This is a genomic window from Pseudomonas sp. PS1(2021) (assembly GCF_020405165.1).
Lineage (GTDB): Bacteria > Pseudomonadota > Gammaproteobacteria > Pseudomonadales > Pseudomonadaceae > Pseudomonas > Pseudomonas aeruginosa.
On sequence record NZ_CP084484.1, the window covers coordinates 6,098,143 to 6,115,760 of the forward strand.

A 17,618-nucleotide genomic window follows, 5' to 3' on the forward strand; every position below is an offset into this window, starting at 1 on the left:
AGGCATTGAAACAGGCTCCGTCTGCGCGGCTGTGATCACATCGAATAGGTTTTGCGGAACATGTTTTTGTAGTGGTCTTCGACGCTGATGACCGGGTACTTGGGTGACTCGCCGGGTGCCAGGCAGGCCTGGATGCAGGCGATTTCGTGGGCGATGTTGCCGGAGTAGAAATAAGGCACCGAATAGCGCTCGTTACCCGAGACATTGACCACGCGGTGCAGGGTCGATTTGTACAAATCGTTGGTCCAGCGCGCGATCAGATCGCCGAGGTTGACCACGTAGGCCTCGGGAACCGGTGTGGCCCAGATCCAGCCATTGCGCTCCTGATCCCACACCTGCAACCCGGCGTTTTCATCCTGCAACAGCAGAGTCAGGCCACCCCAGTCGGTATGCGCACCACAGCCCTTCTCGCCCGGTGCCGCAGTGGTCGGCTGCGGTGGGTAATGCAGCAGGCGCAGCGTGGTCATGGCGTCCTCGCAGAACGCGGCAAAGTGCTGCTCCGGCAGGCCCAGCGACAGAGCCACGCCCTGCATCAGCAGGCGAGCCACTGACTCCAGTTCCCGCTGGTAGGCCTCCATGGTTTGGCGAAACTCGGGGAGGTCTGCCGGCCACAGGTTCGGCCCCTGATTGAATTTGCCAGCCAGCACATCGGGATGATCCAGCGGCTTGTCCTGGCCGATGTAAAAGCCTTCTTTGACGTCCGGTGGCGCGCCGGCTTCGAGCACCTGATTACGCAACGGTTCGTAGCCCCGATTGGCCATGGAGAGTGACTTGTCGACCTTGCGCTTTTCTTCGGGCGGCAGAGCAAACAGCGTGGCCGCCTGGTCGATCACCTGCTGCTGCAAAGCTGCCGGTACACCATGACCGATGACGTAGAAAAAACCTTTGTCACGACAGGCCTGGCCGATTTGCTGACTGACCCGGGTGCGTTCGATCAGTGATGCCGAGCGCAGGCCCGAGATGTCGATAACTGGAAGCGTGGTGGCCTGCGAGGCCTCCAGAGGTGACGGTGCGAGTTGGGCGTGTGCCATGTGAGCGACTCCTACTTGAATGGGCCGGAGTGTTATCTGCTCAGGCAGAGCGCGGAAAGCATCGAATATCGCCAGGCCTGATGCCTTTTTGGCAGCGCTAGCCAAGAGCCCCGAACTGACTGGCCTCGTGCCGCTCGCGACGCAAAATCTCGTCGGTGAGAATTCTGGCGAAGGCATCCACGGCAGCCGGAATGTAGCGGCCGCTGCTCATGTACAAGCCCAGGTCGCAGAAAATACCGCCGCTGTCGGTGAGCGGAAGCATCTTCAGTTCACCGGCGGCCACCTGCGCCTCGATGCCGAACGCGGTTTGAAACGCCACGCCCCTGCCGCGCACTACCATCTGCTTGGCCAGTTCAAGCGATGCGGTTTCCAGGCGGGTCCTGCCGGAAAAATGGGCGGATTTGAGCAGTGGCGCGAGTCGTTGCCGCGTCGAGATTTCCGGCTTGCTGAGGATCAGGTCGTAGTCGGCGCAGGCGCCAAAACTGACCTGGCTTTTATCGGCCAACGGGTGATTGGGCGGCACGATCGCCGCCAGCCGGAAATGCCCCAGGGCCAATTGCTGGAGCTGCTCGTGTTTAGGCAACGCGAAAGCCAGACCCAGGTCCGCCGCCCCGGAGATGATCGCCTGCGGAATGCCTTGCGAGCCGGAAACGGTGACACCGACAGACACCCGTGGATAACGCGCGTGCATGTGTTCGAGCACGGTGGGTAACAGGTCCACAGCCAGGGTCTCGGCAACGATCAATTCGACATGCCCTGCCCGGATTCCTTCCATGGCTTCGAGTTCCGAGCGCAGCCGTTCTACGTCGTGGAGCACCACACCGATATGGCGTGCGAACAACTCGCCGGCGGGGGTGAGTTTCAGTCCGGAGCTCAGCCGGTCGAATAGCGGCGCACCGATGTCGTCCTCCAGTTTGAGGATCTGCCGATTGACCGCCGACGAAGCCACGTTCAGGCGCCGGGCCGCTTCGCGGATCGAGCCGCAGTGCTGAACCATGTCGAAGTAGCTGACCGACACCGAATGAAACCGTAACCGCCGAACCATGGTTTTACCTGACTTCCTAACTTCGAAATGTTGCCCAACGCGGATTCTTTTCGCGCCAGGAAAGTGCATCGAGCTGCCGCTGCGCACCATGCCAGAGCGAAAAACACGCCCGCCAACTGCTGAAAAAATTCGTCTAAAAACTGTCCAGGCAGTCAACTACGAGGCATTGCGAGCATTTTTCTGATCGCCTCTTCGCGTTGGCACAAGACGTGCTTTAGCGATGCCGAGACTGGTATACCAGATTGTATTTCTGAAAAGCCAGCAATGTGATCAACCGTAATGAGGATCGGCGATGTCCGCTCAATGGAAGCCCCTGATAGAACACAAAGGTTACCTCCGCCATTTCTGGCACCCGGTGTGTACCTTGAGCGAGTTCGAGAAAGCCAACGCATCCGGGCATGGCCCGATGTCGGTGAAGCTGCTGGGAGAGAACCTGGTGTTGGCCCGTCTGGACGGGCAGATGATGGCCGCCGATGACCGCTGCGTGCACCGCTCGGCGCGCCTGTCGCTGGGGAGCGTGTGCAAGCACCAGGGCAAAGACACCCTGCAGTGCCCCTACCACGGCTGGCGCTATAACGACGCCGGCGAATGCACGCTGGTGCCGGCCTGCCCCGACCGCCCTATTCCGCCGCGCGCAAAAATCGCCAAATACGACTGCGCCATTCGCTACGGCATCGTCTGGGTGCGCCTGGACAATTCGTTCGACTGCACCGAAATCCCTTACCTGGGCGATTGGGACAGCGAAGGCATGAAAGTCGTGGTGGCGGAGTCGTATGTGTGGGAAACCTCGGCCGAGCGCCGCTGGGAAAACTTCACCGACTTCTCCCATTTCGCCTTCGTTCACCCCGGCACTCTGTACGACCCCTTCTTCGCCAGTCACCCCACGGTAAACGTCGATCGCAGCCACGGTGAACTGCGCTTTCAGCTGGCGCCGCCCAAAGAGATGTACGAAACGCTGCCGGAAGAAGCGCCCATGGGCGACTTCACCTACCGCTGCTCGATGCCGTACTCGGTGAACCTGGAAATCAAACTGTGGAAGGACGATTCCAAATTCATCCTCTGGACCACCGCCAGCCCGGTGGACGACAGAACTTGCCGCAACTTCATGGTCATCGTGCGTACCGAAGACCAGCAGCCCGACCACGTGCACCTGGCTTTCCAGAAACGCGTGCTGGAAGAAGACCGCCCGGTGATCCAGTCCCAATGGCCTATCGAGCTCGATAGCGCCGAACTGTCGGTAGTCACCGACAAGATCTCCATCCAGTACCGCAAATGGCACCGCGAACTGTCGCAAGCGGCGCTGGTCGGCAAGGACGAATTCAAAGCGGCCCTCCTCAGCGAAGTGCTCGAGGAGCGTTAAGGCCTACACCCATGGGCCAAGCGCCCTTTCGAAGCTACGTTTTTGCAGGAGCAGTACATGAAAAAGATGTTCAAGTTGGGCTGTGCCGGGTTGGGTATCCAGGCGTCGTCGCGTGAGAACCCGGTGTCACTGACCGAGTTGCCGATTCTCGAGCAATTCAAACTGGTCAAGGAAGCCGAGGTCTGGGACTTCATCGATCGCATTCCCAACAACCGCCAGGAGCTGGACGAGTACATCAAGGGCAGCCAACTTTACGACCTGCCGGTGCTGTCGGGGAGCGGCCTGTACACCCTGGGCCTGGATGATCACCTGATCAAAGAGAACATCGACCTGACCGTCGAGGTCGGCGGCAAGTACCACAATTTCATGATCTGGGCTAAGCACAAGGACCGCCACTACGTGACCAACGAAGAGGTCGCCGAGTGTTACCTGGAGTCGTACGAGTACGCGGAAAAAGCCGGGGTGATCATCACCTTCGAAAACCATGTGGACATGTGGTCCGAAGACTATCGCCGGGTCTCGCAAGTAGCCGATCTGGTGGAAGCCCGCGGCGCGAAGTTCAACGTGGCCATTGACTACAGCCACTGCATTTTCAAGATTGAAAACGAAGTGGAGCACGCCGTCTCGCAGATGCGTGGCGACAACGATGCCATCGCCAAACTTGACCCGTTCAACGACGACAGTTACGCGGACGAATGGCTGAACCGCAACCTGGTGCACTGGGCCCAGATGCGCCCGGCCGCGCCTAACGGCCCGCTGAACTGGTGGGGCTTTGAAACCGGCCCTTGGGATGCCAAAGGTATCGACCGTCCAGGGCGCTCCATTCAGTACCCGTTCCGGCGTCCTGCCGAAGGCGAATGGCATACCGACATGTGGCATGCGCACAAGCTGGCGTGCACCAAGGAAGTCACCCGCAAAGTCATCGATGCCTACCTGCAAAACCCCGCTACCAACCTGTCGCTGATGACCATCGACAACATCAACCTAAGGAAACTCTGAAAAAGACTTCCTGATTTGGCAAAATCCGCCGACTTCACCCGCAGAGCTTTCCGATGAAGCAGATGACCTTCGCCGACGCCGAGTACGCCGGCAAGCGCAAGCAGACCCGCAAGGAACTGTTCCTGATCGAAATGGAACAGGTGGTGCCGTGGCAGGGCCTGATCGCCCTGATCGAGCCGCACTACCCGAAGGGTGAAGGCGGTCGTCCCGCCTATCCGCTGATGGCGATGCTGCGCGTGCATCTGTTGCAGAACTGGTTCGGCTACAGCGACCCGGCGATGGAGGAAGCGCTGTACGAGACGACCATCCTGCGCCAGTTCGCCGGGCTGAGCCTGGAGCGTATCCCCGACGAAACCACCATCCTCAACTTCCGTCGCCTGCTGGAGCGCCACGAGCTGGCGGCCGGGATTCTGGCGGTGATCAATGGCTACCTGGGCGACCGTGGCCTGTCGCTGCGCCAGGGCACCATCGTCGACGCCACGCTGATCCATGCGCCGAGCTCGACCAAGAACAAGGACGGCAAGCGCGATCCCGAGATGCACCAGACCAAGAAGGGCAACCAGTACTGTGTGTCACGAACACAGGTCGGATGACCTGTGCTGCTGTGCCGAAGATGGAAGTAGGCCTTCCGAAGTCGGCTTGCAGGAGCGGACTTCAAACCACCCGGTGCTGCTGCATCCAAAAGGTGTGGTGGTGAGCGACCGAGGAAAAGTCATCCCTGAGGATGGCAGGTGAGTATGGAGAAGATGAGCGAAAGCAAACCGTCCGATGACGCATCGTTATGCCCAAGGTGCTGCCGAAACTGAGGTGGAGTACTGGCTTCAGGACAAGTCGGGGCGTTACCTGCTTACGGACCCGATGGCAGCCGGTGTATAGGCGGCATGATCTTCATACAGGCTTTGGTACGGAACGTGAGAACCTTGTTCCAGATGCGAAGGAAAATGACAAATGGCCAACACCATGAGGAAGAATACCGATGCTGGAACGAGGGGCGGAGCCTCCCGTAGTAGCGATGAAGTCTCTGTAATGGAGGTGGAGCGAAGGGGCGGCGTTATCCGGCCGACGAGCGTTGCCAACCTCCGGGGATGAGTGGCGTGAGCTCGGCGAAACCTTATGACATAGCGAAACGCACGGTATGGGACGCCTACCAGCAGGTCAGGGCCAACCGCGGTGCTGCCGGCATCGACGATGAAACCATCGCCGATTTCGAGCGGGATCTGTCTAAGAATCTCTACAAGCTGTGGAATCGGATGTCGTCGGGGTCGTACTTCCCGCCTCCGGTCAAGCAAGTAGAAATTCCCAAGGCATCGGGAGGCACGCGCAAGCTGGGAGTGCCCACGGTTGGTGATCGTGTCGCGCAAACCGTGGTCAAGCTTCTCATCGAGCCGGAGCTGGACTCGATCTTCCACTCGGACTCCTATGGGTACCGGCCGGGACGATCAGCGAAGCAGGCGGTGGCGATCACGCGTGAGCGCTGCTGGCGATACGACTGGGTGGTGGAGTTTGATATCAAGGCAGCCTTCGATCAGATCAATCATGGGTTGCTGATGAAGGCGGTGCGCCTGCACATCAAGGAGGACTGGATACTTCTGTACATCGAGCGGTGGCTGGTTGCGCCGTTCGAAACGGATCACGGCATGCGCGTCCCACGCGAACGCGGCACCCGCAAGGTGGAGTGATCAGTCCCCTCCTGATGAATCTGTTCATGCACTATGCCTTCGACACCTGGATGCAACGTACCAGCCCCAACTGCCCGTTTGCCCGCTACGCCGATGATGCGGTGGTGCACTGCCGCAGTCGAAAGCAAGCGGAGTACGTGATGCGCTCCATTGCTTCACGGCTGGCTGCCTGTGGCTTGACGATGCACCCCGAGAAATCGAAGGTCGTGTACTGCAAGGACAGTAACCGTCGCGCAGGTTATCCGCATGTGAGCTTTACCTTCCTCGGCTTCACCTTTAGGCCGAGGAAGGCGCTCAGCAAACAAGACCAGCTCTTCACGAGCTTCCTTCCGGGAGCGAGTGCGGATGCCTTAAAGCGGATGCGGCAAGCGGTACGCAGGTGGCGACTCAATCGCCAAACCCACGTGACGCTGGTCGACGTGGCTCGGCTCTACAATCCAGTGATACAGGGGTGGTGGCAATACTATGGCTCGTTCTATCGGACAGCCATGCTTGGCATCTTCCAGCACATTGACCGCGCGCTTGAACGCTGGGCCCGACGAAAATACAAGGCTCTTCATAGGCGCAAGCGGCGCGTTAGCCAATGGCTGGACAAGATGCGGACTGTGGTACCCCGGCTGTTTCATCACTGGCGAGTGACCGGGCAGCAAGGTTGGATAACGGGAGCCGTATGACGCGAGAGTGTCACGTACGGTTCTGCGAGCGGCTGCGGGGGCAGTTCCGCGGCCGACTCACCACTTCGGCATGAAGGCGCACATCGGCGCCGACAGCGAATCCGGCCTGGTACACAGCGTGGTGGGCACGGCGGCCAACGTGGCCGATGTCACCCAGGTGGACAAGCTGCTGCACGGCGAAGAGAACCTGGTCAGCGGCGATGCCGGCTATACCGGCGTCGAGAAGCGTGCCGAGCATGCAGGCCGCTCGGTCATCTGGCAGATTGCGGCGCGGCGCAGCACTTACCAGCAACTGAGCAAGCGCAGCCCGCTGTACAAGGCCAAGCGCAAAATCGAGAAGGCCAAGGCGCAGGTACGTGCCAAGGTCGAACATCCATTCCGGGTGATCAAGCGCCAGTTTGGTTACACCAAGGTGCGCTTCCGTGGCCTGGCCAAGAACACCGCACAACTGATTACGCTGTTTGCGCTGTCGAATCTGTGGATGGCGCGGCGGCATTTACTCGCGAACACAGGAGAGGTGCGCCTGTAACACGGCGAATAGCCGCTACGGGGTACGCGTAGCGGCTAAAAACCCTACATAAGACGACGATCTGAGCGCTTTTTGATCGATGGATCGCTTCAAAAAACAGCGAGGTCTGTAGTCGGCCAGAAATACGTGGCTACTTCAGACCATCCCTAAACGCCTACGGCCTGGGCTGGATGTACAACATGTTTGCCGACAGCTGTGCCTACGCGCAGTTCGTCCGCGAGTTGTACGCCGAGCGCGCGGCTGTGCACGAGGCGCGCAGCGCCAAGTCGGCGGCTGAATTCGTTGCTCAGTACCGGGCGTAATACCTCCTCTGCGCTTGGCGTCGTCACGGCGCCGCCAAGCCTTGTACGGGCCACCGTTATGTTAAAAGAAAACAGCTTTGTCTACGACGACTGGCATCCGGTTGGTGCGCTGGCCGAGGCCGTCGTTGGCAAGCCATGCCATACCCGGATTCTGGGTCAGGCCATCTGCTACACCCGCACCCCCGACGGGCTGATCGCGCACCTTGCCGACAGTTCTCAGCCGCTGAAAACCTTGATCGTCTACGGCTTGCTCTGGGTGTCGTTGTCCGCGCAACCACGCCGAATTCTGGCCATTCCCGAGTTCGAAGAAACGGACCGCCGCGTCGTCAGCGCCGGCTCGATCCGCGTTGCCACCTCTGGGCTGCGGGTGGTGGAAAACTTCCTCGACATGGCTCACTTCCCGTTCGTGCACACCGATATTCTCGGCGCCGAACCGCTCACCGAAGTGGCCGCCTATGACGTCGAGATCGACGAACAGGCTGATGAGGTGCTGGCAGTCAATTGCCGCTTTCCGCAGCCCAAGGGTTCGGCGGCGGCCAGCGAACCGGTGGAGATGCAGTACGTGTACCGCATCGCCCGCCCCTTTATCGCCATCCTCTACAAGACTTGCGTCATCGACGCCAATCGCCTGGATGTGCTCGGCCTGTACGTGCAGCCCGTGGATGAGGAGAGCTGCATCGCCCACACGATCATGTGCTACCTCGACGACATCAACACCGACAAGCAGCTGCGCGACTTCCAGCAACGCATCTTTGGCCAGGACATCATGATTTTGCTCAATCAGGTGCCCAAGGGCCTGCCGCTGGATCCCCGGCACGAAACGCCCGTGCGCGCGGATGCACTGTCCAGTGCCTACCGCCGCTGGATCAAAGCACGCAACGTCACGTTCGGCACCGCTCGCTGAGCCGTATTAGCAGGTAATCAGATATGGGTTCGTTACATCAGGAATGGCATGTGATCGCCAGCTCCGAAGACCTTCCGTTTCGCCACGTGTACCAAACGCGCTTGCTCGGTCAGGAGCTGGCGGTCTGGCGTGACGACAACGGTGTTGTAAATGTGTGGGAAAACCGCTGCCCGCACCGCGGTGTACGCCTGAGCCTTGGGGTGAACATCGGCAACCAGCTGAAGTGCCAATACCATGGCTGGAAATATGAAAGCGGCTCGGGCCATTGTGCCTTTGTGCCCGCTCACCGCACGGCAAAACCCAGCGCCGCCTGTGTGCGCACCTTCCCCTGCGCCGAGGTGGACGGCCTGGTGTTCGCCCAGCTCGAAGCCCCGGTTGGCAACGCCAAACCCGGGAGACAGCGTCCGCTCGGTGCCGCGCTGTCCACCAATTTGCGCAGCCATCCAGTGGCAATGAACGCCAAGGCCGTCGTCGAGGCCATCCAGCAGGCCGCCCCCTCGTTCGCGCCGCTGCTGGGAGAACAGGCCGACCGCGTGCAAACGCTGGTAAGCGGCCTGAGCATTGACCTGAGCTGCGCCGGGCTGCTCGACAGCGTGCGGATTTTTGTCCAGCCGGAATCGGACTCCAAGGCCGTGGTGCATGCCCGCCTTTACGCCGCTGCTGCCCTGCCCCTGCAACGCAAAATCGTCTTTACCCAACTGCTCGACGAGCTGTTTGCCCGCGTACTGCAAAGCCCCACGCCAGCGCCGACCGCGCGGCTTATCGCCTCGGACGCGGTGCCTCTGAAGACTCCCAACCCACCCGCCGCCGATAAGCCGGGCGAGCCGTTCTCGTGCACCGTCATCGCGCGCCAAAACGAAACCCCGGACATCGCTTCGTTCTGGCTGAAACCGGATGACGGGCGGCTGTTGGCGCTGGAACCGGGTATGCACGTGAGCCTGACCACGCCCTCTGGCCACCTACGCCAGTACTCGATCGTCAACACGCCTGACGAGCAGGATGTACTGGTGATCGGCGTCAAACACGAGCCGCAATCACGCGGTGGCTCGCGCAGCATGCACGTGGATGTTCAGGTAGGCACCCAGGTGCAGCTGACGCTGCCACGCAATCAGTTCCAGCTGCAGCCGCCGGGCCGTCACGCCCTGCTGATCGCCGGTGGCATCGGGGTCACCCCGATTCTGGCCATGGGCCTGCATCTGCAACGCGCCAAGCGCCCGTACAGTTTTCATTACCTGGCGCGCAGTGAGGAACATGTGGCCTTTACCCAGCGGCTTGCCGCGCTCGGTAAACAAGCGACGATCTACCTGGGCCTCGATATCGAAGGCACGCAGCAGACATTGCGTGAATTGCTCCAGGACCGGGAACCGGCACGGCATGACGTCTATGTCTGCGGGCCGCAGCCGATGATTGATCTGGTCGTCGAGCTGGCACGCGAAGCTGGCTTTGCCAGCGAGCAGATTCACTTCGAGTACTTTGCGCTGGCCCCCAGCAGCAAGCCGCCGGCTGCCGAGTCGGGCAGTTACCAAGTGACCATCAAGTCCAGCGGCAAAGCCTTCACCGTCAGCCCCGGGCAGACCCTGCTGCAAGCCTGCCTCGATCACGGGGTAGCCATCGATTACTCCTGCGAGCAAGGGGTATGCGGCGCCTGCATGACCAAGGTGGTCAGCGGCGAACTGCAGCACGGCGATGTTTATCTTTCGGCCAAAGAAAAAGACAGCGGCACGTTGATCATGCCGTGTGTATCGGGTTGCCGCTCTGAAACGCTGATTCTGGATATCTAATGGGTGTCTGATGTTGAAACTTTACGATTACGAGTTATCCGGAAACTGCTTCAAGGTGCGTTTGCTGCTATCGATTCTGGGCGTGCAATACGAAACCGAAGTGGTCGAGTTCCACCCGGGGCGTGAACATAAGCGCCCTGCATTTCTGCGCATCAATCCTATGGGTCAATTACCAGTTTTGCAGAATGGCGAAAAGATCATTCGCGACTCCCAGGCCATTCTGGTTTATCTGGCATCAATATTTGATCCGAGTCGCAAATGGTATCCGCTGGATCAACCGGAGGTGTTGGGTGATATCCAGGTGTGGCTGGCATTTGCCGATAGTCTGACCGGATCACTTTCTGCCGCACGTTTACATGAGTTGTTCATGTATGACTTCGACGCCGACGCCTGTCGCGCGCGTGCTCAAACATTATTGGAGGTGATGGATAAACATCTGTGGATCAATCGCCAACAGGATTTCAAGTTTCTCTGTCCACTGGCGCACGCGACTATTGCCGATATTGCCTGCTTTCCCTATGTGGCCATGGCCGATGAAGCCGGGCTTTCGTTGCAGGATTATCCCTCGGTGCGTCTCTGGCTGGATGAAGTCAGACGTATTCCAGGCTTTACCGTAATGGCCGGCATATTCCCGGCCGGCAAACCCTGATTACTCTTATCGTCAGAACATCAAAAGACGTGGCTACTTGCCCCGCACTATAACCATAACAGCGGTTCTGACAGCACGTTGCCCTACCACTCTGCCTTGTTACACCACTTAGTAATCAACAGGAGTTTTGCAGATGGTCATATATACCCCGCCTTCAGTGGCCAAAAACATTCCGGTTATCGATCTGGCGGACAGCTTTTCCCACGATATCGAGAAGCGCAAGGCAGTAGCCTGGGAAATTCATAAGGCGGCACGGCAGACCGGTTTCTTTTATATTAAAAACCATGGCGTACCGGTAGAACTGCAGAAAGCGCAGTTTGATGTAGCCAAGGAATATTTCAAAACGCCGCTGCACGAAAAAATGTTGGTCAACTCGAAAAACTCCAGTTGCCTGCGAGGGTATGAACCGATTGCGGCGCAAATTCTCGATGAAGGTTCGCCGCCCGATCTGAAAGAAGGGTTTCTGCTGGGTCGCGAGTTGGACGACGCACATCCGCACGTTATTCGCAAAACACCCTATCACGGCCCGAACCAATGGCCAGCGGGCAACCCCCGTTTCCGCCAGCAGACCGAAGACTATATGCGCTACATGGAACTGCTCGGTCGCAAGATCGTCCGCTTGCTTGCCCTGTCGCTGCAGTTGCCCGAAGACTTTTTCGACCAGGGCCTCAAAGAGCCGATGATCATTACCCGCATGCTGCACTACCCCAGCCAGCCGGCCGATGCCCGTGAAAACCAGATTGGCGCCGGTGCCCATACCGACTGGGGCCTGATTACCTTGCTGCTGCAGGATGAAGTCGGCGGTCTCGAGGTGCGCAATGCCGACGGTGAGTGGCTGAAAGCGCCGTTTATCGAGAACACCTTTGTGGTGAACCTCGGCGATATGGTGCCGGTGCTCACCAATGGCCTCTATCACTCGACCATGCACCGCGTGTTCAACTCCAAAAAAGACACCCCGCGCTACTCGGTGCCAACTTTTTTCGACCTGGATTACTACTACGAAGCCTCGGTGGTGCCCACGCTGCGCAAGGCCGATGAGGTCTATCCGGCGCCCATCACTGTCGGCGGTCATATCGCGGCTATGTTCGACAAGACCTTCGGGGTCAAGAAAGCCACGGCATAACGCGCCGACAGCGGAAAAGGCCACTAGCGAGTGGCCTTTTTCATGCCTCGCTTTTGGCAAGGCTGAACCGGGCGGATAACCGCCCGGTGTTGTTTTAGAAATACACCTTCACAATCAGACTGGTCACATTCTGATCGGTGTCGAATGCGCGGGTGTCTTTGATCGCGTATTTGTTTGTCCAGTTGTTGTACTCGACCCCGGCGTAGAAGCGCTTGGGCTCATAACCAAAGTGCTTGCCCAGGTCATATTTGATCTGCGGGTTGAACAGCAGATTACTGTGATACGTGCCTTTATTATTGACCACCCAGTCCATATAACCATCGATCACCACGTCGGAGCGGCCGATCGGAATGGTATACGACCAGACCGGCGTGATTTGCCATTGCCCACTAGGTGCTACACCGCCGTCTGGTTTGCGGTAGTAGAAGTTAAGCTGGAAATAATCGAAACCCGGTAGATCGAGATCAAAGCCCGGGCCGAGCAAATAGTTAACCTGATCGTGCGTTCCATGCTTTTCGTTTTTATCCCATTCAAAACTCGACGCAATCAATACGTCCTTGACGGGACCGAACGACAGTTTGCTATCAAACACTTTGCCCAACGAAAGTCGCGGCGCCAATTCACTGTAAATGGAATGGTGTCCATCATTGTAAGTACCACCGCCTGGGTACCAATTGTTGTCCATAAATAAATACACATCGCCCCACGACCAGTCGCTGGCATGTTCGAAGGTAATGGTTTGTACGGTGCGTGCATCCACCTTGAACTCTTTGCCGTATTGATAAGTGAGACTTTCGCTGTGCCAATTCATATCGGCATGCGATACCGATGGCAAACACGAAAACCCCAAAAAGCTTGCTGCAAAAACAGTGGACTTATTGTTAACTTTCATCTTATCCCCCATATATAAAGCTGATCGAATAGTCAGCATTTACATATAGCAAGTAATGGGCCAATAAATGCACGAATTGCGCAGACTTTGCAGGAGTTTACAAGCTCTTGAAATGCATTTTTGCTGCTATTGGGGGCGGTTTTTGGTGTGGTGAAGTAATTTAGTGCGTGTTTTTTTGTATTATTAAATGCACTTACCAAGGTAACTATCAGCGCAAAAAAAAGCGACCTATAAGGTCGCTCTAGTGTATTACCTGCCCCCTGGTAGCTATCAAGACAGGTAGCGTTTCACTTAATTATCACCAAACAATCAGAGATATCAGTTGGAGTGTTGACCAATACCCTCGCCAGTCGCGGCGTCGTTCTGCGGTTTTCTCAAACCGATACCGTTGAAAAAGATATTCAAGGTGATCGCGACAATTGCCGTGAGCAGAATCGGGCTTTCCAGGATCGGCCCCAACGAGGAAGGCAACTTGCTGAAAAAGTGCGGCGAGACCACGGGCAACATGCCCACCGCCAGGCTTATGGCGACGATATAAAGATTGCCGACATTCTTGAAATCCACCCGGCCGAGCACCTTCATGCCACTGGCCGTAACCATGCCGAACATTACGATGCCGGCACCGCCCAGCACATAGGGCGGAATCGACGCCACGAAGTAGGCCACCTTGGGAAACAGACCCAGCACAATCAGAATCGCCCCGGCCAACGCGCACACCCAGGGGCTGCGCACGCCCGTGATGCTGACCAGACCGATATTTTGCGCATACGAGGTGTACGGGAAGGTATTGAAGATGCCACCCACCGCCGTGCCGAGGGCATCGGCACGAAAGCCACGAACCAGGGTGCGTTCATCCATGGGCTTGTCGACGATCTCGCCCAAGGCAATGAACATGCCTGTCGACTCGATAAAGGTCACCAGCATCACGATGCACATGGCCGCCATGGGCCACAAATGGAACGTCGGCATACCGAAATGGAACGGCAGGATCACACCGAACACCGTGGCGTCCTCGATGCCGTCCAGGCTGACCAAACCTGCGCCAGCCGACAGGGCAAAACCGAATATCAGGCCCAGCAACACCGAGATGTTGTTGAGGAAACCCTTGGTGAAACGAACGATCAGCAAGATGCACAGCAGTACCGCACAGGCGATTGCCAGGTACAGCGGGCGGCCGAATTCGGCGTTGCCAAAACCACCGGCGGACCATGCCGCGGCAACTGACATCAGCGACAGCCCCACCGCGACAATCTCGGTACCTGTGACCACCGGCGGAAAGAATCGCAGCAGCTTGCCCACTAGAGGTGCCATGGCCAGGCCGAACAAGCCGGCAGCGATGGTGGCCCCAAAAATAGCCGACAAACCAGCGCTGGGATCGGAGCCGATGGCGATCATTGGGCCGATGGCCGTGAAGGTCACGCCCATCATCACCGGCATGCGGATACCGACCGGCCCGATACCGATGGCCTGGATGATGGTCACGATCCCGCAGGCGAAAAGGTCGGCATTGATCAGAAAGGCGATGTCGGTCTTGGACAGACCCAGCGCCGCGCCAAGCACCAGGGGAATGGCCACTGCCCCGGCATACATCACCATCACATGCTGGCACGCCAGCAGAAGCATGCGCAGGTATTGCGCCTTGTTTGGAGCCGAGATTGTCTTCATAAAACCCTGCACTGGTGGCTGGGACGGAGCAGTCCGCGCTTCCTGCGAACGTCGGCGGGGTGCCCCCGCCTCGCGGCCTGATCCGTCATCACAAAGGTCGTTGGTCGAATCCTGAAATATGACCAGTTTTCATTACTGGAGTACCAATATTGAGCAACTGGTATACCAGAGCGATGACAAAAAGCATTCTCCATGCCAGATCGACAATTTGTCTTATTGGTCAGGTTACTCGCGGTGAATTTTCTGAAAAGGCGTGACCCACCACGGGGAATATGCCCCACATACGATCGCCAGACCGCTACCCATCCCCAAGATGGTGCTCAGTGAAGGCGGATAAAGGCCTGTGGTAGACTTCGCGGCTGCGAACGTCTATTGATAGCTGGTGCCATGCTCACCCAGAAAATTGTCTCTGCCATATCGGATGCGATCTACCACCGGCGCTTGCCGCCAGGCACAAAGCTAAATGAGCGGGATATTGCGGAGTTGTTCGATGTAAGCCGGACGGTGGTCCGGCAGGCGCTGATCCGGCTTTCGCAGGATCGCCTGGTGGAGGTGTCACCCAAACGCTCGTCATCCGTGGCCTGCCCGACCTTCGACGATGCGTACCAGCTCTACCAGATGCTCCTGGTACTGGAGAGCGGTGTGATTGACCAATTGACCAAGTCGATCACCCAGAACGAGCTGGAGATATTGCGTGCCCACACCCTCAAGGAGCAGGCCGCGCACCAAGCCCACGACCATGATCTGGGCGACAAACTGGGCCGTGAGTTTCACTCGCTGCTGATCTCGTTCCTGAAGAACGACATTCTCAACAACATCCACAACCAGCTGCGCCGGCAGGAAGCGCTGATCAACGCGCTATACCGCTCGGGCTTCGATTACTGCCAGCTGCGTGACGAGCACACCCGCCTGGTGGATTGCTTCGAGCGCCGCGACGCGGCGTCTGCCAAGAACCTGCTGGCCTCGCACTACAACCTGGTGATCAAGGGTTACAAGTTCAACACGACGGTGCCGCCGGATATCGACCTTAAAGCGGTGCTGGGTCTGTAACCCGACGCGGGAGAAGCCTTAACTGCCTCTCCCGCCCGCGCTGCCTACAGCTTGAACCCGCCCATCTGCCGCGCCAGGTCGTCGGCCAGGCCGCTCAAGGTGCGGCACTCCTGACGACAATCATTCACCTCCCCCGCGGTAGCACGCGCCAGATCGGAAATGCCTTGTACGTTGCGGTTGATCTCCTCGGTCACCGCCGACTGTTCCTCGGTAGCGGCCGCCACCTGATGGTTCATGTCGCTGATGCGGTTCACCTGCTCGGTGATCGCCTCAAGTGAACGTCCCGTGCGCTGGCTGGAGGCAACCCCTGTCCCGGTAGCCGCCTGCCCCTTGTGCATCGAAGCCACAGCGTTTTCCGCGCCCTGCTTAAGGCCGGCGATCATGCTCTGAATCTCGTCGGTGGACAGCTGCGTACGACGCGCCAATGTGCGTACTTCATCCGCCACCACTGCAAAGCCGCGGCCCATTTCGCCGGCCCGCGCCGCTTCAATCGCTGCGTTCAGGGCGAGCAGATTAGTCTGTTCGGAGACGCCACGGATCACTGCCAGCACTTGGTCGATGGAGGCCACTTGCCGGGCCAGCTCGCCCACCGCGCCCGAAGCCGTGCCGATATCGTCAGACATGCTTTCAATATGGGAAATGGAGCCGCGCACCACCTCTCGGGCCTGCAACGCCTCCTCCCGAGCGCCATGCGACGCAGAAGCCGCACTGCCGGCGTTGCGCGCAATCTCCTGCACCGTCAGCCCCATTTCATGAACTGCAGTGGCCACCATCTCAGTCATTTCCTGTTGGCGGTCGGCACGCGTGGCGGTGTTGTCCACCACCTTCGCCACTTGGCCAACCGTGGAGCGCAGCCGCTCGCTGGTATTCAGCACGTCCGCGATCATCTCGCGCTGGCTGAGCAAAAAGCGGTTGAAGCCACGGGCCAGATCCCCCAACTCATCAGCACGGCTGTCATCCAGGCGATGGGTAAGGTCACCGCCGCCGCTGCCAATTGCCACCAAGGCACGGGTAACCTGCTGGATAGGCTTGACCAGGCTCTGCGCCAACCAAACCACCAATGCCAGACACACCAGCGCCACACCCGCACCGATCAGGCTGGTCAACCACAGCGCCTGGTGCGCTTGCGCATAGATTTGTGCTTCCGGCACCTCAGCGACTAACGTCCAATTCAAATCGCGCAATGGCAAGCTGATCGCCAGATAGGGCTCGCCCTCGCGCTCGAAAGCCGCCGATGACAGCGCAGACTTGCCCAGTACGGCCCGTGCTGCCGGTGCGCCAATCTGCTCGGCGAGTTGGCGATCACCGTTCAAATCGGTTTGCGGATGGATCTGAATCAGGCCGTCGTTGCGCACCAGGTACACCTTGCCGCGCTCGCCGAAACTGAAGTTTTTGATCAGAGTTGAGAGCTCGTCCATGCGCAAACCGAGGCCGGCAACGCCCAGCAACTGACCAGCTTTTTCCACGCGCAGATCGATAAACAGCGTGAGGGCGCCGGTATTGCCGTCGGTACCAATTTCGACGACACGGCGCTGCGCACTGTCGAGGAAACGGTAATACCAGGCGTCTTGGGCGTTAGCGCGGCTCAGCGTGCGCTCCAGCCCCTTTTCACTGTAATGGCGACTGGTTGCCGAAGAAATCACGAAAGCCGTGGCGGCCTTGTGCTGCTCCAACACTCCACTCAGGTAGCTGACAAAGCGTGGTAGATCGGCACCATTTTCGCTCTCCGCCAACCAGTCGCGCACCATTGTGTTGCTGGCAATATCGTCCGCTGCCGTCAGCGGTTGCATCAGAATTCGCTCGATTTTCGATAATTCCAAGCGTCCGCTTCTGGCCCAGAGTGTGTAAAAACACTTTCTTATCTTGCGTGCTTCAGCCCATTGCTCCTGGGCGTGGCGATTTCCCGATTATTTACCACGATCAGCGCCGGTAACG

The 17,618-nt window shown here is 58.5% G+C and carries 13 protein-coding genes and 3 pseudogenes; 11 read left to right on the plus strand and 5 right to left on the minus strand.

All coding sequences use genetic code 11. The features are described from left to right. Nucleotides 1–35: 35 nt before the first annotated feature. Together LE197_RS29025 and LE197_RS29030 are read right to left on the minus strand one after the other, a co-directional pair. Nucleotides 36–1,031: an isopenicillin N synthase family dioxygenase gene (locus LE197_RS29025; RefSeq protein WP_017678255.1), complete on the minus strand. Its 996-nt coding sequence runs from the start codon at nucleotides 1,029–1,031 to the stop codon at nucleotides 36–38. Nucleotides 1,032–1,128: 97 nt separating this feature from the next. Further along, nucleotides 1,129–2,076: a LysR family transcriptional regulator gene (locus tag LE197_RS29030; RefSeq protein ID WP_026088706.1), complete on the minus strand. Its 948-nt coding sequence runs from the start codon at nucleotides 2,074–2,076 to the stop codon at nucleotides 1,129–1,131. Between the two features lie 355 nt (nucleotides 2,077–2,431). Between LE197_RS29030 and LE197_RS29035 the strand changes: the two genes are divergently transcribed. The 10 genes and pseudogenes from LE197_RS29035 to LE197_RS29080 all read left to right on the plus strand — a co-directional run bounded on the left by LE197_RS29035 (nucleotide 2,432) and on the right by LE197_RS29080 (nucleotide 12,076). Continuing rightward, the gene (locus tag LE197_RS29035) at nucleotides 2,432–3,436 is read left to right on the plus strand and encodes an aromatic ring-hydroxylating oxygenase subunit alpha (protein ID WP_230678833.1); all 1,005 of its coding nucleotides are present in this window, start codon (nucleotides 2,432–2,434) and stop codon (nucleotides 3,434–3,436) included. 57 nt (nucleotides 3,437–3,493) lie between these two features. Further along, nucleotides 3,494–4,435 (plus strand): TIM barrel protein, encoded by a 942-nt coding sequence (locus LE197_RS29040; RefSeq protein WP_226033781.1) that lies wholly within the window; start codon nucleotides 3,494–3,496, stop codon nucleotides 4,433–4,435. Nucleotides 4,436–4,488: 53 nt separating this feature from the next. Next, nucleotides 4,489–5,001: pseudogene (locus LE197_RS29045) on the plus strand (IS5-like element ISPpu21 family transposase); the annotation flags it as partial. A gap of 519 nt (nucleotides 5,002–5,520) precedes the next feature. Further along, nucleotides 5,521–6,788 (plus strand): annotated as a pseudogene (gene ltrA, locus LE197_RS37190) (group II intron reverse transcriptase/maturase). 58 nt (nucleotides 6,789–6,846) lie between these two features. Further along, nucleotides 6,847–7,317 (plus strand): annotated as a pseudogene (locus LE197_RS29060) (IS5-like element ISPpu21 family transposase); the annotation flags it as partial. Nucleotides 7,318–7,496: 179 nt separating this feature from the next. Beyond that, nucleotides 7,497–7,619: a hypothetical protein gene (locus LE197_RS36975; protein WP_264086456.1), complete on the plus strand. Its 123-nt coding sequence runs from the start codon at nucleotides 7,497–7,499 to the stop codon at nucleotides 7,617–7,619. A gap of 58 nt (nucleotides 7,620–7,677) precedes the next feature. Then, nucleotides 7,678–8,523: an aromatic ring-hydroxylating oxygenase subunit alpha gene (locus LE197_RS29065; protein ID WP_049310852.1), complete on the plus strand. Its 846-nt coding sequence runs from the start codon at nucleotides 7,678–7,680 to the stop codon at nucleotides 8,521–8,523. 23 nt (nucleotides 8,524–8,546) lie between these two features. Further along, complete coding sequence (locus LE197_RS29070) at nucleotides 8,547–10,304, plus strand: Rieske 2Fe-2S domain-containing protein (protein WP_048328549.1); 1,758 nt, start codon at nucleotides 8,547–8,549, stop codon at nucleotides 10,302–10,304. Nucleotides 10,305–10,314: 10 nt separating this feature from the next. Continuing rightward, nucleotides 10,315–10,953 (plus strand): glutathione S-transferase family protein, encoded by a 639-nt coding sequence (locus tag LE197_RS29075; RefSeq protein ID WP_017678249.1) that lies wholly within the window; start codon nucleotides 10,315–10,317, stop codon nucleotides 10,951–10,953. A gap of 133 nt (nucleotides 10,954–11,086) precedes the next feature. Beyond that, nucleotides 11,087–12,076, plus strand: a complete 990-nt coding sequence (locus LE197_RS29080; RefSeq protein ID WP_048328548.1) for an isopenicillin N synthase family dioxygenase — start codon at nucleotides 11,087–11,089, stop codon at nucleotides 12,074–12,076. Nucleotides 12,077–12,170: 94 nt separating this feature from the next. Here LE197_RS29080 and LE197_RS29085 read toward each other — a convergent pair whose 3' ends face one another. Both LE197_RS29085 and LE197_RS29090 read right to left on the minus strand, forming a co-directional pair. Continuing rightward, the gene (locus tag LE197_RS29085) at nucleotides 12,171–12,968 is read right to left on the minus strand and encodes an outer membrane protein OmpK (RefSeq protein ID WP_048330399.1); all 798 of its coding nucleotides are present in this window, start codon (nucleotides 12,966–12,968) and stop codon (nucleotides 12,171–12,173) included. A gap of 318 nt (nucleotides 12,969–13,286) precedes the next feature. After that, a complete protein-coding gene (locus tag LE197_RS29090; RefSeq protein ID WP_049310856.1) occupies nucleotides 13,287–14,633 on the minus strand; it encodes a nucleobase:cation symporter-2 family protein in 1,347 nt (448 codons plus the stop codon). 387 nt (nucleotides 14,634–15,020) lie between these two features. On the opposite strand from LE197_RS29090, the gene LE197_RS29095 reads away from it, so the two are divergent. Further along, nucleotides 15,021–15,683 (plus strand): GntR family transcriptional regulator, encoded by a 663-nt coding sequence (locus LE197_RS29095; protein ID WP_121380339.1) that lies wholly within the window; start codon nucleotides 15,021–15,023, stop codon nucleotides 15,681–15,683. A gap of 44 nt (nucleotides 15,684–15,727) precedes the next feature. On the opposite strand, the gene LE197_RS29100 is transcribed toward LE197_RS29095, so the two are convergent. Then, nucleotides 15,728–17,473: a methyl-accepting chemotaxis protein gene (locus tag LE197_RS29100; protein ID WP_017678244.1), complete on the minus strand. Its 1,746-nt coding sequence runs from the start codon at nucleotides 17,471–17,473 to the stop codon at nucleotides 15,728–15,730. Nucleotides 17,474–17,618: the final 145 nt, after the last annotated feature.

Bases quoted from the DNA above. Each gene is read 5' to 3' on its own strand.
- LE197_RS29065 (WP_049310852.1), top strand. From the start codon at position 7,678: ATGTTAAAAGAAAACAGCTTTGTCTACGACGACTGGCATCCGGTTGGT.
- LE197_RS29030 (WP_026088706.1), bottom strand. From the start codon at position 2,076: ATGGTTCGGCGGTTACGGTTTCATTCGGTGTCGGTCAGCTACTTCGAC.
- LE197_RS29090 (WP_049310856.1), bottom strand. From the start codon at position 14,633: ATGAAGACAATCTCGGCTCCAAACAAGGCGCAATACCTGCGCATGCTT.
- LE197_RS29025 (WP_017678255.1), bottom strand. From the start codon at position 1,031: ATGGCACACGCCCAACTCGCACCGTCACCTCTGGAGGCCTCGCAGGCC.
- LE197_RS29095 (WP_121380339.1), top strand. From the start codon at position 15,021: ATGCTCACCCAGAAAATTGTCTCTGCCATATCGGATGCGATCTACCAC.
- LE197_RS29070 (WP_048328549.1), top strand. From the start codon at position 8,547: ATGGGTTCGTTACATCAGGAATGGCATGTGATCGCCAGCTCCGAAGAC.
- LE197_RS29100 (WP_017678244.1), bottom strand. From the start codon at position 17,473: ATGCAACCGCTGACGGCAGCGGACGATATTGCCAGCAACACAATGGTG.
- LE197_RS29040 (WP_226033781.1), top strand. From the start codon at position 3,494: ATGAAAAAGATGTTCAAGTTGGGCTGTGCCGGGTTGGGTATCCAGGCG.
- LE197_RS36975 (WP_264086456.1), top strand. From the start codon at position 7,497: ATGTTTGCCGACAGCTGTGCCTACGCGCAGTTCGTCCGCGAGTTGTAC.
- LE197_RS29075 (WP_017678249.1), top strand. From the start codon at position 10,315: ATGTTGAAACTTTACGATTACGAGTTATCCGGAAACTGCTTCAAGGTG.
- LE197_RS29080 (WP_048328548.1), top strand. From the start codon at position 11,087: ATGGTCATATATACCCCGCCTTCAGTGGCCAAAAACATTCCGGTTATC.
- LE197_RS29085 (WP_048330399.1), bottom strand. From the start codon at position 12,968: ATGAAAGTTAACAATAAGTCCACTGTTTTTGCAGCAAGCTTTTTGGGG.